Below are 15,042 nucleotides of genomic sequence, written 5' to 3'. Positions count from 1 at the left end.
GGTGGTTGGGTAAACCCCGGGCCCCGCGTTGCCATTTCCCGCGTGGCAATGTGAAACCGGCAACGTGTTCCTTCATGCAGACTTTAATTCTCTTCTTAACCGTTCCACCAGCTGCAGCGCAAGCTGCTCCGGTGATCCGCTGAAGCTGACACAGCCGGTCTCGCGGACGGAATCGGGCTGGCTGCTGACCGCACAGGTATCGGCGCTCTGTGCCCACACCGGGCAACCGCTGGCGGCCAGCCGCGGCGCAGCGATGGCGCCATCGTTCCCCATACCGGAAAACAGGATGGCGCCGCAGGCGTTGCCGAAGCCCTCGCTGACATGCTGTATCACCTGATCGATGGAGGGCGCGTAGGGGCCCTCCCAGGCCTGGCCCGTGGACTGGATGCGACCGTCGTGGCGGAACTTGACCGCATAATCCACCGGGGCAATGGCCAGTTCCCCGTGCCGCAGGGCACTGCCGTCCACGCCCACTTTGCAATCAATATTGTTGTCCCGGCCCAGGACTCCGCACAGGGTGTCCAGAAAGCTGCCATCAATATGCTGGGCCAGCACGAAGGCCACCGGCAGATTGGCCGGCAGGCAATCAAGAAACAGTTTTACCGCCGCCGGCCCGCCCAGGCTGGCTCCCAACACCCAGACCCGTCGGGGCCGGTCGCCCGGGCGAATGGTTTCAAATTCCCGGGGGGTGGGGATTTTTACGGTTGGTGGCCGTTGCGGGATCACGTCCAGACGTTCTTCCACCGCCGGTTTGCCGATGAAGTCCACCAGCTTGGTCACCAGCCGCCGTTCCCATTTCGGGTAGCGGGCATCGGTGCGGGCCGGTGCCTGACCATCGCAGAACAGAATCGGCGCGGCGGCCTCTTCCAGCAGATTATCCAGAAAGCTCTGCCAGCGATCTTCGCTGGACAGGTCCACCACCCACAGGTCCAGCGCGCCTTCCGCCAGCCAGCGTTGTTCCAGGGCTTCCGGGTCCGTGTTGACCACCACCTGATACCCCTGGGCCTTCACAGCGCTGGATAGCAGGTGGCCCTGCAATGTGCTGTCGGCAATCACGCCGACCCGGCCCGGGGCGGTCATTCGTCACCGGTTTCCTGCAATTCGCCCAGCAGTTCGCGAATGGTGGAGAGCAGTTCGTTCTCCTGGAACGGTTTGCCCATGTAGCAGTTCACGCCAATATCGAAGGCCCGCTCGCGGTGTTTTTCGCCGGTGCGCGAGGTGATCATGATGATCGGCACGTCCTTCAGGCGGCTGTCGTGGCGCACATGGGTGGCCACTTCAAAGCCGTCCATGCGTGGCATTTCGATATCCAGCAGCATCACATCCGGGCGGATGTCTTCCAGCTTGGCGATGGCATCCATGCCGTCCTTGGCGGTGACCACCTCGTAGCCGTTCCGCTCCAGCAGACGGGTGGTGACCTTGCGCACGGTGACCGAGTCATCGGTGACCATGACCAACGGAGTATCGCGTCTGGTGTCGGTGTCCTGGTCGTCTTGCTCAACCGGTTCCTGAGGCAGTACCGGAATATCGGCGACACCCATTGCCGGCACCTGCACGTGGGCGGCACGGATCAGCGAGTGGATATCGAGAATGATCACCACGGAGCCATCACCGAGGATGGTGGCGCCGCTGATACCGGCCACCGAGGCCAGCTGCGGACCAACGGATTTCACGACCACTTCCCGGGAACCCACCAGGTTGTCCACCACGATGGCCACGGTGTGCTCGGTGCTGCGGATCAGCAGTACCGGCATGGGAGTGGTGTGATTGTCCAGATGCGGGCTGCGGGTGCCATGGACGAAGTTGCCCAGGTATTGCAGTTCATAGTCCTGGCCCACATAGGTGTAGACCGGGTTGTCTTCTTCGAAGTAATGCTGCAGTTCGAAGGGGCTGATGCGCACGATACCTTCGATCTGGTTCAACGGGATGGCGTAGGTATCTTCGGCGGCTTTCACCATCAGGGCCCGGTTCATGGCCAGGGTGAACGGCAGGCGGATGATAAAGCGGGTGCCCTGCCCCTTGTGGGAATCGATGGTCACCGAGCCGCCCATCTGTTTGATTTCGCTGGCCACCACGTCCATGCCCACGCCGCGCCCGGAAATCTGGGTGACGGCGGCGGCGGTGGAGAAACCGGCGTGGAAAATAAACTGCTGGATTTCCTGCTCGGAGAGCTGGGCATCCGGGGCGATCAGGCCACGCTCCACGGCTTTACGGCGTACCGCATCCGTGTCGATCCCCTTGCCGTCGTCGGACAGGGTGATCACCACCTCGCCGCCTTCCCGGCCCAGTTCCAGATTGATGCGGCCCGTGTCGGCCTTGCCGGCACTCTGGCGGCCTTCCCGGGTTTCGATACCGTGGTCCACCGCGTTACGCAGCATGTGCTCCAGGGGCGCGACCACGCGCTCCATCAGGGAGCGGTCCAGTTCCCCTTCCGGATTGAGCACATCGAAATCCACCCGCTTGCCCACTTCGCCGGAGATCTGCCGGACGATGCGACGCAGGCGGGGCACCAGGCGGCTGAAGGGCACCATGCGAGTGCGCATCAGTTTTTCCTGCAGCTCGGTGTTAATTCGTGATTGCTGCAGCAGCAGGGTTTCCGTGTCCTTGGTGCGGTCCAGCAGAGTGTTCTTCAGATCGAGCAAGTCCGAGGCGGATTCCGACAGCTGCTTGGTGATCTGGTGCAGCTCGGAGTACTGGTCCATTTCCAGGGGGTCGAAATCCTCGTCGATTTCGCCCCGGTCCACGCCCTTCTGGTAGTTGGACATGATCTGCGCTTCGGTTTCCGAATCCAGCCGTCGCAGCTGTTCATAGAGACGCTGAACCGTGTTGCCCATTTCCTCAACGTTGAAGGTGAACTCGGAAATCCCCTGCTCTACCCGACCGCGGTTAATGGAGGTTTCCCCGGCCAGGTTCACCAGGGCTTCCAGCACGTCGGCCCCCACCCGCACCATTTCCTGGGGCTGGGCCTGGTTCTGGCGCTGGCGACGATCATCCTGTTTGGGCTGCTGCGGTTGTGGCGCGCTGTCCGCCGCCGGTGCCAGTGTGGTGCCGGTCTCCTGGGCGGGAGAAGGGGAATGGCGCCGGGCACTGCGGGCCACGGATTCCATGCCGCGGACAATCTGGTCATACCAGTTGACCATGGGCTGGAAGTCTTCCTGGGTGGGCGCTTCGCGGCGTTTTTCCAGTTCCAGCAGATAGGTTTCGAAATCGTGGCTGATGTCGCCCAGGGGTTTCAGGCCGGCCAGTCGGGCACCGCCCTTGAGGGTGTGCAGGGCGCGTTTGAGATCGTCGGTGAAATCCTGGCTCTCCGGATGGTCTTTCCAGGAGGTCAGGCAGGCGTCAATGATCTCTGCCAGTTCATCGGATTCTTCCAGGAAAATTTCCAGGATTTCCGGGTCGCTGTCGGATTCCCAGTCGCTGTATTCATTGTCGTCGGGTTCACTGGCCGGGGCGGTCGTCTCCGTGGCTGCCGCGGGCGCAGGATCTGCCGGTGTGCTGGTGGCCAGGGTGGGCAGGCTGAAGCCGGCCGGGTCGGCCACGTAGTCGTGGATGGCCTGAATCAGCAGGTCGCCCTGGGGAATCGGCTCGCCAGCCTTGAGCGCCTCGACCATTTCCGCGAGCTTGTCGTGGCAGCGATGCAACAGATCCAGCAGGGTTGTTTCAACAGCCAGACGGCTCTGGGCCAGCCCCTCGTACAGGGTTTCCAGTTCATGGCCCAGATCGCCCAGCTCCCGGACTTCGGCCATGCGGGCACCCCCCTTGAGGGTGTGCAGGTCCCGTTGCAGTGACTGCAGTTCGATCAGGTTGTCCTGCTCGCTGATCCACTGTTCCAGGCTGCTGCCGGCGGACTCCAGAATTTCATCCGCTTCTTCCAGAAAGATTTCCACCAGCTCCGGGTCACGCTCCGGTTGAGGGGGCGCCGGCATGCTGGGCGCGTCCTCAAACGCAACGGGCGCGGGACCGGTGTCTGCAGCAAAATCGGAAGGCGTGTGGTCAGCAAGGTCGTCATTGTCCGGGGAGGTAACAACGGTGCCCGGGATGTCGGCAGCCGTCGTGTCGCCACGCAGGAAGGCCTGGATGGCACTGACCAGTTCCGGTGCGCTGTCGGGGGTGCGGCCGGCGCGCAGGCCGTCGATCATGTCGGCGAGCCGGTCATGGCAGCGATGCAGCAGGGCAAACAGGGCCGGATCCGCCTCTAGCTGGCCGGTATTGAAGGCTTCGTAAAGGTTTTCCAGTTCGTGGGCCAGGTCTCCCACCGGCGCCACGGCGGCCATGCGGGCGCCGCCCTTGAGCGTGTGCAGGTCCCGCTGCAGGCCATCCACATTGCTGGCATCGCCCTCTTCCCACTGATCCAGGGTGTGGCTGGCGGATTCCAGAATTTCTTCGGCCTCTTCCAGGAACAGGCTGACCAGCTCCGGATCCATATGGGCCTGATATTCATTGCTGTCGGCCCAGCTCTGGGTATCCGCATCGCTGTCCGCTTTCGGGGTGTCGGCAGTGTGATCAGAGAAGGCGTCATCCCACTGTGGCGCACGAGTGCCGGAGCCGGGGCCATCGTCGTCCGGGCCGCTGCTTTCTGCCAGTTCGTGCAGGGCATCCACCAGTCCCAGTTCCGGGCGCACGGTCTGGCCGGCAGCCAGGCAGTCCATCATGTTGACCAGGGCATCCTGGCCTTCGCCGGCCAGGGACAACATCTGTTCGCTGTACGCCAGCCGGCCGGATTCCACGGCGCTGTAGCAGGCCGCCAGGCCCGCAGCCAGGGCATGAATTTCGCCAAGCCCGGCGGTGGTGGCGCTGTTGGAGAGCAGTTGCAGCTCGTCGCGCAGTTTCACCAGCTCTTCGGTCTGCTCCGGATTCTTGGACCACTGCTCAAGCAGTTGCTCCGCATCCACGATCAGGTCCATGCCTTCGGACAGGAAGACGGAAAGGATGTGCGGGTCCGGGCCGGAATCCCGTTGTTCGGCCAGTCCGTCCCGTTGTTGCTGCAGGGCGGCAATCAGGGCATCAGCACCGGGCAGGTGGGCCTGGTCGAGTTGTTCCAGGTTGTCGCGCACCAGTTGGTGGGCCTGGCGCAGCAGTTCGGCCTGCTGGCTGCTGGCCCGGCGGTTACTGCTGATCAGGTCGCGCACCAGTTTCTCGGCCGGCTCGGCCACTTCCGCCACCGCTTCGATTTCTGCCATGCGGGCACTGCCCTTGAGGGTGTGCAGGGCACGGTGAACGCTGTCGTCCAGGCTGTGCTCGGACAGGTCCGGGTCCACGGTCTGCAGCCACTCCTCAATCAATGCCAGATTGCGAAGGGCTTCGCTGGCAAAGATTTCCAGCAGTACCGGGTCCGAGCCTTCCTCGCTGGCGCTCTCTGCCGGAAGGTCATCGCCGTCACTCATGTCCGGAATGTCGGCCAGGCTGTCAATTTCGCTGTCGCTGCTGGCGTCCGTGTCGAGCGGCTGGGCGGGTGCGTCCGTTTGCGGGGCGTCGGCCTCGGGCAGGTTGAACTCGATGATGCCATCATCTGACGCATCGTCGCTTTCCCAATCAAGCGTCGTGTCATCGTCGCTGGCGTCGTTGAAGGCGGCCAGATCTTCCACGGACAGGCTGTCGCCGTGGTCATCGCTGCGGTCCGTGAACCCGTCACTGTCTGCGGGCAGGGTCAGTTCCAGGGTGTCGTCGTCCTGGTCGACGGTGTCAGCGCTGTCCGCAGGGAGGGTGTCGCTACCGGTCTGGCCCGCGATAGCCGGTACCTGATCGATCTGTCCACCGGCGGCCAGGGTATCGGCGGCGTCGGCCAGGGGCTGCACATCGAACGGATCCGGTTGTCGCTGGGTAAAGGCATCCACCAGGGCGGGTACCCGGTTGCGGACTTCCTGCACCAGATCAATGAGTACGGCGGTGGGCTCAATGGTGCGGTCAATCACCCGGTTGAGCATGTTTTCCACGGACCAGCCCAGCTCACCCACGGTACTGGCACCGACCATTCGGCCGGAGCCTTTCAGGGTATGGAAGGCGCGCCGGAATTCCACCAGGGACTCTTCATCGCTGGTGTTGGCGGCCCAGCGGGGAAAATACTGGTCCAGGGCTTCCAGCACTTCGCCCACTTCTTCCTGGAAAATCTCGATGATTTCATCATCGATCAGATTGTCATCGTCTTCATCCGCCAGGTTTTCGGTGGTCTCCGATGCTTCTGGCTCCGCGCTGTCCGTGTCCTGACCAGTGGGCGCCAGGCCGGTAATCTCGAGAGTCGGGTCGTCCTGGTCATCCGCGGTGTCCCAGGTCACTTCGGCGGGATCGTTGAAGGCCGGCTCCAGGGAAATGTCCGACTCCGGATACTCCTCGGTGTGGTCGTCGCTGTCGCCGATCTGGCCAGTGGCATCGCTGTCGATCTGCACGTCGGCGTCCAGCTCGATGCGTTCCACTTCCACCGGGTCATCGCCGAAGCCGCTGCCCTGATCCAGGGGATAACCGAGCGCGTCCACACTGGCGCGGGCCAGCTGCAGGATATCGTCGGTGGTTTCCGGATCGTCGCTGAGACGTTCCAGGTAGTACTCCACCGAGGTGATGGCATCCGCCAGAGTGTCCATGCTGCGCCAGTCCGGCTTGGGCTGGTCCGCATCAAGCAGTTTTTCCTGAATGAACTGCACGCACTGGCGCAATATCAGTGCCGGCTTGTTGAGCTGGATCACTTCCAGGCCGCCGCGCACGGCACTGAGTCGTTCCGGTACCGGGTGAAGATGTTCCGGGTTCCACTGGGACGCAATGAATTCGACGATACCGTCCTTGGCCTCTTCCAGGCCGGCTCGGCATTCGCGCAGTACCGCTTCCATGGCCTGGCCCACGTGGCCGGGCACGTCGTTCTGATCACCGTTATAGGATTTGCCGCGGCGGTCGCCGCCGCTGATACCGGCCAGGGTCGCTTCCACATAAAGCAGGGCGCCGGCGATATCCATCAGGGTTTCGCGTTCCGCAGGGCGTTTACCGGCAACAATGTCCTCTACCGCGTGGAGCTGTTCTTCCACCAGGGTGCGTGGCTGGCCCAGGCCCAGTACGGCCACGGTGTCGGCCACCTGTTTCAGGGTCACGGTCTGTGGATGCAGCTTGCTGGCATCGCTTTCGCCGTTATGGACGAAGGCTTCCAGGGCGTCCTTGACGGTGGTGATCTCTTCGGAAAGCGCCTTCACCACGGAATTCATGGCTTCGGCATCCGGGCCGGTCATGCGGGCCCGTTCCGCGTTGATCAGGTCATCGGAGGGCAAGGCATCGTCAAGACGGAAACGGGCTTTCACGTCTCGGATTCGCGGGCTGTCCGCGTCCGCCTTGGCCACGTAGTACAGCAGGTTCTTGAGCAGTTCCGTGGGCGCCGGACGATTCAGGCTGGCCGCGCCGTCGCTGACCAGTTCACGCAGGTTGCGGTCCACGTGGCCCAGCATCAGTTTTACCGAGGTGCCCAGGACAATGGCGTCTTCGGAGAGCCCTTCCACCAGGGCATTGCTGATGCTCCACAGGGGAGCGCGAGGGGCGTCGCCGGTGATCTGCTCCAGCTTGGTGAAGACCTTGGCCATGTAGCCCAGGTTCTCGCCCATATTGTCATTGCGCAGCACACCGAGCAGGGCGATCTGGAACATCTGGCGGATTTTCTTGGCCAGCTGGATAAAGCGCGGGTCGTTGAGCAGGTCTTCGGGGATCTGGCCGCGGCCGGTGGCATCGGTGAGATCCGGTTTGAACAGGGCGGTTTCCGACAGCAGCGGTTCGCCACGGGCGGCTCGCAGATCATTGAGCAGGGGCAGGAGTACCACCGGCAGGTCGCGCCGGTTGCTGGCTACTCTATCGAGATAAGGCGGCAGCTGCAGGATGGCCCGCATCAGGGTTTCCTGGCCATCTCCCACGTTGCCGACCCGGGCTTCCAGCAGCGCCTGAGCCAGCTTTTCCATTTCTTCGGCGAGCAGAGCAGCACCGTAGAACTCCACCATTTGCAGGGTGCCGTACACCTGGTGCAGATGGGCCTGGCAAAAACGCATGCGGGTGGCGTCGTCCGGGGTATCCACGAACGCTTCCAGTGCCTGCTGCGCCTGGTTCAGGGTTTCCTGGATCTCCCCGCGAACCCAGTCCAGAGCCAGATAGTCGTGACGGTCACTCATGACGTCTCCTGTCATACTCAAACCTGCCGTCACTGCGGGCAGGTTTTTTATTATCTACAGCGCTTATCGACAGCGCCGAAAAGCCAGCGTATCGGCGAAATGTATGCGTTCCAGATCCGGATGCTGCCAGTCGGTCACTTCCCCGGGACCGAGTACCAGAATGCCACCGGGCGCCAGCCGTTCCGCCAGTCGGTTGACGATCTGACGTTTCCGCCAGCGGCGGAAGTAAATCAGCATGTTCTGACAGAAAATCAGATCCATGTCGTTCATTGGCGCAGTGCTCAGATCCAGCACGTTGAGCCGCGCAAAACAGATGCGTTCGCGCAGCACGGGCGCCACGGCCAGGGTCTGTTCGTTGCCGCTGGGCTGGAAATATTTCTCCCGCAATTGCGGGTCCACCTGCAGTACCCGGCGCGCGGGATATTCCCCTTTGCGGGCCTTGGCCAGGGTGGGCAGGCTGATATCGGTGGCGGTGATGCCGTAGAACAGTTTGCGATCCGTGTCGTTCAGCTGCTCATTGATCATCATGGCGAGGGAGTAGGCTTCCTCGCCGGTGGAGCACCCCACGCTCCACACATCCAGGTTGGCGCCGTCCGGCTGTTCTGCCTTGAAGCGCTGCACGAATTCTTCCACCAGAGCGTAGGAGCTCGGGTGGCGAAAAAAACTGGTTTCCTGAACCGTGAGCCGGTCCACCAGTACCGACCATTCCATGGCCCGGGATTCGGTGGAGCCCACCATCAGGTGTTCGTAATAGGTGTTGTAGTCCTCGATGCCCAGCTCTCGCATGCGAATGCTCAAGCTGGTTTCGAGAAAGGTCTTGCGCTCGTTGGACAGGGTCATGCCGGTGCGCTCTTCGAGCAGCGCCTGCCATAGCTGGAACTGCTCCGCATCCATGGCGGGCGTGCTTTTGATCGACCAGCGGTCTGTCACGGCAGCACCCATAGCATCACCCCGCTAACCGGCGCGAGCCGGATCAGGAGTGCTCCGGCAGGCGGAAGCCGGCAACGGAATTACGCATCTCCTGCGCCATCTCGGCCAGGTTACCAATGGACCGCGCAGTGGCGGTGGTACCGGCGGAGGTCTGCGAGGTAATTTCCTGGATCACGTTCATGGTGTTGGAAATGTGACCCGCGGAGGCGGCCTGCTGGCGCGCCGCGTTGGAAATGTTCTGGATCAGGTCCGCCAGGGTTTTCGATACGTTCTCAATTTCTTCCAGTGCCACACCAGCGTCCTGCGCCAGGCGGGCCCCTTTTACCACCTCGGCGGTGGTGGCTTCCATGGAGATTACCGCTTCGTTGGTATCGGTCTGAATGGTTTTTACCAGGGTTTCAATCTGCTTGGTCGCAGCAGCGGAACGTTCCGCCAGTCGCTGTACCTCATCCGCTACCACCGCGAAGCCCCGGCCGGCTTCACCGGCCATGGATGCCTGAATGGCAGCGTTCAATGCGAGGATGTTGGTCTGGTCGGCGATGTCGTTAATCAGGGATACGATGTCACCAATCTCCTGGGAAGACTCACCGAGACGCTTGATCCGTTTGGAGGTTTCCTGAATCTGTTCGCGGATGGTGTCCATGCCGTGGATGGTCGCCTGTACCACTTCGGCGCCCTTGTTGGCGATGGCTACCGCCCGTTCCGCTACCGCGGCGGATTCGGCGGCGTTGGCGGATACCTGGTCAATGGAGACCGCCATTTCGTTCACCGCGGCAGAGGCCCCGGCAATTTCCTGGGCCTGGTGCTCGGAGGCCTCGGCCAGATGCATAGCCGTGGACTGGGTTTCCTGGGCCGCAGAGGCCACCTGTACCGCCGAGTTGTTGATCGTTTGTACCAGGCTGCGCAGCTGGTCAATGGAGTAGTTGATGGAGTCAGCGATGGCCCCGGTGAAGTCCTCGGTTACCGTAGCCTGTACGGTCAGGTCACCATCCGCCAGGTCGCCCAGTTCGTCGAGCAGACGCAGAATCGCCGCCTGGTTACGCTGGTTTTCGCTTTCCAGTTCGTCCTTCAGTGCGGCCGCCTGACGGTTACGTTGCGCCATGATCAGGAAGAACAGCAGCACCGCGATGGCGGCAGAAAGGCCACCGAGTGTCACGGACGGGAAGAAGGTGTTGGTGGAGCCTTCGAATTGGGTGTTGAGGTTGCTGGATTCCTGCAGCAGATCCTGGGAACGGCGGAAAATGGTGTCGGCCGCGTTACGTACCTGGAACAGTTCGGGAGCAGTTTCCAGAATTTCGTCCACGGACTGGTTAACGAATTCGTCGAACAGGTCAGCAATTTCAGCCAGGTAATCCAAGGCATCCGGGTCGTTCACCTGGTCAATGCCCATGGCGTCGTCGCCTTCGATCATGCCATTCATGACCCGACCGAACAGGCTGGCGTCACGACCGAAAGCATCCGCTGCGATCACCGCGCCATCGCCCCCTTCCAGTACCTTGGAGATGGAGCTGAGAATCCGTTCTGCGAGCAGGGACTGACGTTGGGCAAACGCGATCTGATCCGGCTCGGCACCGGTGGCAACCAGGATCTCTACCACGCCTTCGTATTCCGCTTGCAGGGAAGGAATGGTCTGGGCCAGGGTATCTGCCACTTCGTGCAGATCCAGAACCGTATCTTCCCCGCGCAGGATGGTGCCGGCGTTGCTGTTCACTTCGGACCACAGGCTACTCAGGCGTTCTTTCACCTCCGGGTTCTCGACCGGCTCGTCTTTCACATCATCCCAGGCAGACTGGAAGCTCTGTTGGGATTTGGCCAGCAGCTCGAAAGCGTCCGCGTTACCGGCAGCCGCTTCCAGGGCGTTCTTGGCGATTTGCTGGGAAATAACGCGCATTTCCGAGGCCAGGGTAATGTTTTCCTGGGCCTGGTTCGCCGTGGTGGCGGACAGCAGAAAGTTCACCACCGCCAGGACGATAAAGACGGCAAGCCCGATATACAGCGCGATATTCAGCGTGCTGCCTTCCGCGCCCCCCCGCAATTTGTCAAAGATTGCTCCCGAATTGAACTTCATAGTCTGGCTCCTGGCCTGGCGTTCGCTCTTCTTATGTACCCCAAATGCTTGTCTGCGGATCAGCCGGTGCGGGCGACCTGCATAAAGCGTGGATCCTCTGCCAGCCGAGTCAGGCTGAACACGGACCAGTACTCCCCGTCCCGCCGGTAGGCGCCGCGCACAAATGGCGTCACGCTGCTGTCGCTGACCGGCAGTGATTCCACAAATTCATCAATGGGAAAATGTTGCATCCCCAGTACTTCATCCACCGTCATGCCGGTGTACAAGTCGTCCTGGTCCAGCACCAGCAGTCGCCGACGTTTTTCCTGGACCGGTGAACTCTTTTCCAGAAAGCCGCTGAGATCCATCACGGTCATCAGTCGGCCCCGGACATTGGCCACGCCCTTCATCCAGCTGCGTGCGCCGGGAATGCGGGTGTAGGCCGGCACCGAGAGGATTTCGGAAACCTCATCCAGCGGTGCCACGTATTTCTTGCCATCCATCACAAAGCCCACACCGCTCCAGTAGCTCACCGCATCCTGCTGCATGGGCAGGTCTTTGGCCTGCTCACGGCAGCGACGGTTGTAGTCGGCCAGTTGGATATAGGCGGCGGAAGCAGTTGCGCTCATCGTGGGCTCCGGATTAGCCGTCGGCCAGCATGCGGTCGACGGTTTGCAGGAGCACATCCTCGTCCACCGGCTTGGTCAGATAGTCCTTGGCGCCCTGGCGTTTGCCCCAGACACGGTCGGTTTCCTGATCCTTGGTGGTAACGATAACGATGGGAATGTGCGCGGTATCGGCGCCTTTGGTGAGCTGGCGGGTCGCCTGGAAGCCGTTCAGGCCAGGCATCACCACATCCATCAACACCAGTTCGGGCAGCTCGGAGCGGGCCATGGCCACGCCATCAGCCCCGTTGGCGGCCTCGAGTACTTCGTGGCCGTGCTTTTCCAGAATCTCCCGCAACTTGTAGGTTTCGGTGGGAGAGTCATCCACTATCAGAATACGTGCCATCTTATCCTCTTCAGGCTCAGCGACGCTGTCGCTTAACCGTTGATATGCTGTCGAATCGCGCCGAGAAGCTCGTCCTTGGAAAACGGCTTGGTCAGATACTCGTCGGACCCCACTATTCGCCCCTTGGCCTTGTCGAAAAGGCCGTCCTTGGACGACAGCATGATCACCGGGGTGGCCTTGAAGGCACTGTTGTTCTTGATCAGGGCGCAGGTCTGATACCCGTCAAGACGCGGCATCATAATGTCGACGAAGATGATATTGGGTTTGCTGTCGGCGATTTTGGCCAAGGCATCGAAGCCATCGGTGGCGGTGATCACTTCACAACCTGCTTTCTTCAACAAGGTTTCCGCGGTGCGACGGATGGTTTTGGAATCGTCGATCACCATTACCTTGAGGTCTTGGAAATTGTCAGTCATGGAAACTGCCTTTAACCGTGAACCGTTTTTGGCCGCAACTTATTGTAATTTTTGGCCTTTCTAGTAATTCGATGGGCGGGGTGTGTAGCGATATAAGCCCAAGCGAAGTTTTTAACACAGATTCTACAATCAATCTATAAGACCCTATGAAACTTGAGAAAATGCCCCGCGCATCCCTGCATAGCGATAGGCGGCCTGCACTGCTAAGATTCCCCGGCCCGCTTTATTGTCTGTGGAGACCCCATGAGCTTGCGTATTGGTGTGGTGATGGACCCCATCGCCAAAATCAAACCCTGGAAAGACAGCACCTTCGCCATGCTGCTGGAAGCGCAACGACGTGGCTGGTCATTGCTCTACATGGAGCCGGCGGATCTGTATGTGCGCGATGGTCGCACCTTTGCGGCCACTCGGGCACTGTCCGTCACCGACAATAACGACGATTGGTACCGTCTGGCCGATGCCGTGAATCACGATCTGGCCGATCTGGATATTATCCTGATGCGCCAGGACCCGCCGTTCAACGCAGAATACATCTATGCCACCTACCTGCTGGAAAAGGTGGAACGGGAAGGTGTACTGGTGGTGAACCGGCCCGGCAGTGTTCGCGACAGCAATGAAAAGCTGTTTGCCACCGACTTCCCCCAGTGCTGTGCCCCTACGCTGGTGTCCAGCCAGTCCGGACTGCTGCGCGATTTTGTACAGGAGTTCGGTGACACTGTGATGAAGCCGCTGGACGGCATGGGCGGCAGCAATATCTTCCGGGTGCGCAAGGACAGCCCCAATATCTCGGTGGTGATCGAGGTGCTGACCCAGCATGGCAAGACGCCGATCATGGCCCAGCGCTTCGTGCCGGAGATCACCGAGGGTGACAAGCGCATCCTGATGATCAATGGCGAGCCGGTGCCCTATGCGCTGGCGCGGATCCCCAAGGAGGGTGAGTTGCGCGGCAACCTGGCGGCCGGCGGCACCGGCCAGGGGCGGGAGTTGAGCGACCGGGACCGCTGGATCTGTGAGCAGGTGGGGCCTACCCTCAAGCGCAAGGGTCTGTATTTTGTGGGTCTGGACGTGATCGGTGATTATCTCACCGAGATCAACGTGACCAGTCCCACCTGTATCCGCGAGCTGGACGCGATCTTCAATATCAACATTGCCGGCCAGCTGTTCGACATGTTGCTGGAGTTGCGGCAGCCGTCATAGACGATGAGTGCGGGCCGGGGCACACTCTCCGGCCGATCAAAGGCAGTAACAAAAAGAAGAAACCATGGCAGCCAATTCCACCGTCAGTGCATCAGATCGTCTCACCTTTACGGTGTTTCTGGCGCTGGCCTTCCACGGCATACTCATCTTCGGGGTCAGCTTTGCCCCGGAGAAACAGCGCGCCGCCCCCCATACCCTGGAAGTGACCCTGTCCCAGCATCGCAGCGATGACGCGCCGGACGAGGCGGACTTTATTGCCCAGAGCAACCAGCTGGGCTCCGGTGATTTGGCGGAAAAACAGGAACTGACCACCACCGAGCAGGTGGACTTCGCCGACAACAAACTCGACAACGTGCAGCTCAAGGAAAAGACCACCCGGGAGCGCCGCGATCGCCAGTCCCAATTGCTGGTTATTACCACCGCCCGCGCCAGCGACCGGAAGGTCAACGCGGACCAGCAGGAAAAAACCGACCCGAAACCGCTCAAGGTGGCCAAACAGGAAAACCTGCAGGACCTGAGCCGGGAAATCGCCAGCCTGCAGGCCCGCCTGGATGCCCAGAAACAGGCCTACGCCAAGCGCCCACGGATTCGTCGCCTTACCTCGGTATCCGCCAAGGCCCACTACGAAGCCCAGTACATCGACAGCTTCCGCCGTGAAGTGGAAGCCATGGGCACCCGCAATTTCCCGTCCCGGGCCCTGAACAGCAATACCTTTGGCGCCGTACGGCTGATGGTGGCGATCCAGAAAGATGGCAAACTGAAGGAGGTGCGTCTGCTGAAATCCTCCGGCCACACCTTCCTGGATCAGGCGGCCATCCAGAGCGTGCGACTGGCCGCCCCCTTCGATCCCTTCACGGCGGAGATGCGCAAGAACATGGACGTGCTGGAAATCATCCGCACCTGGAAGTTCGACAAGAACCAGCGGGTGTCGTCGAAATAATAGAGACGAGCTACGCAGGACTTCGTCATTTCTACGAAGCCGCTGTAGGAACGGAGCGTAGCGGAGTAACGCACGTAGTTCCGTGCGGCCCGAAGGGTGAGCGTAGCGAATAACGCCTCTCGAGGCGCGACCGCGCTTGCGCGGAAATCGTCCGCAGGACGATCAGGCCTGTCAGCATTCGACAGGTCTTTTTAGAGGGATCCGGTGGTTACCATTGTACGTTTCCTTCGCCGATGCTCGGATTCGCACCTCGAGAGGTGCTCCTACAGTCGCATCTTGAAAGGTTGATTCGCGCCATCGTTCCCGCAGGCAATCTGCCCGATATCGGGAAAGGGTGCCTATCTAGCCTCCCGACGCTTGCAGCTCTCCCAC

The 15,042-nt window shown here is 61.2% G+C and carries 9 protein-coding genes; 2 read left to right on the top strand and 7 right to left on the bottom strand.

The window, feature by feature from the left end; translation table 11 throughout:
- Positions 1-72: 72 nt before the first annotated feature.
- The 7 genes from A3714_RS05400 to pilG form a co-directional block, all read right to left on the bottom strand.
- A complete protein-coding gene (locus A3714_RS05400; protein ID WP_062815152.1) occupies positions 73-1,080 on the bottom strand; it encodes a chemotaxis protein CheB in 1,008 nt (335 codons plus the stop codon).
- Positions 1,077-8,129, bottom strand: coding sequence for an Hpt domain-containing protein (locus A3714_RS05395; RefSeq protein WP_063509838.1), 7,053 nt, complete (start codon positions 8,127-8,129; stop codon positions 1,077-1,079). Before A3714_RS05395 ends, A3714_RS05400 begins: the two co-directional genes overlap by 4 nt.
- 63 nt (positions 8,130-8,192) lie before the next feature.
- Complete coding sequence (locus A3714_RS05390) at positions 8,193-9,071, bottom strand: protein-glutamate O-methyltransferase CheR (RefSeq protein ID WP_063509839.1); 879 nt, start codon at positions 9,069-9,071, stop codon at positions 8,193-8,195.
- A 31-nt stretch (positions 9,072-9,102) separates the two neighbouring features.
- Positions 9,103-11,127, bottom strand: a complete 2,025-nt coding sequence (locus tag A3714_RS05385; RefSeq protein WP_062815155.1) for a methyl-accepting chemotaxis protein — start codon at positions 11,125-11,127, stop codon at positions 9,103-9,105.
- 59 nt (positions 11,128-11,186) lie between these two features.
- Positions 11,187-11,735, bottom strand: a complete 549-nt coding sequence (locus tag A3714_RS05380; protein WP_062815156.1) for a chemotaxis protein CheW — start codon at positions 11,733-11,735, stop codon at positions 11,187-11,189.
- A 13-nt stretch (positions 11,736-11,748) separates the two neighbouring features.
- On the bottom strand, positions 11,749-12,117 hold the full coding sequence (gene pilH / locus A3714_RS05375) for a twitching motility response regulator PilH (protein ID WP_062815157.1): 369 nt from the start codon (positions 12,115-12,117) through the stop codon (positions 11,749-11,751).
- 32 nt (positions 12,118-12,149) lie between these two features.
- Positions 12,150-12,533: a twitching motility response regulator PilG gene (gene pilG / locus A3714_RS05370; protein ID WP_007148837.1), complete on the bottom strand. Its 384-nt coding sequence runs from the start codon at positions 12,531-12,533 to the stop codon at positions 12,150-12,152.
- 243 nt (positions 12,534-12,776) lie between these two features.
- On the opposite strand from pilG, the gene gshB reads away from it, so the two are divergent.
- Entirely contained in the window at positions 12,777-13,730 is a 954-nt protein-coding gene (gene gshB / locus A3714_RS05365; RefSeq protein ID WP_062815158.1) for a glutathione synthase, read from the top strand.
- A gap of 64 nt (positions 13,731-13,794) precedes the next feature.
- Entirely contained in the window at positions 13,795-14,670 is an 876-nt protein-coding gene (locus tag A3714_RS05360; protein WP_063509840.1) for an energy transducer TonB, read from the top strand.
- Positions 14,671-15,042: the final 372 nt, after the last annotated feature.

The organism is Alcanivorax sp. HI0007 (assembly GCF_001635525.1).
Classification (GTDB): Bacteria; Pseudomonadota; Gammaproteobacteria; order Pseudomonadales; family Alcanivoracaceae; genus Alcanivorax.
This window is presented reverse-complemented; position numbering and strand designations above follow the sequence as displayed.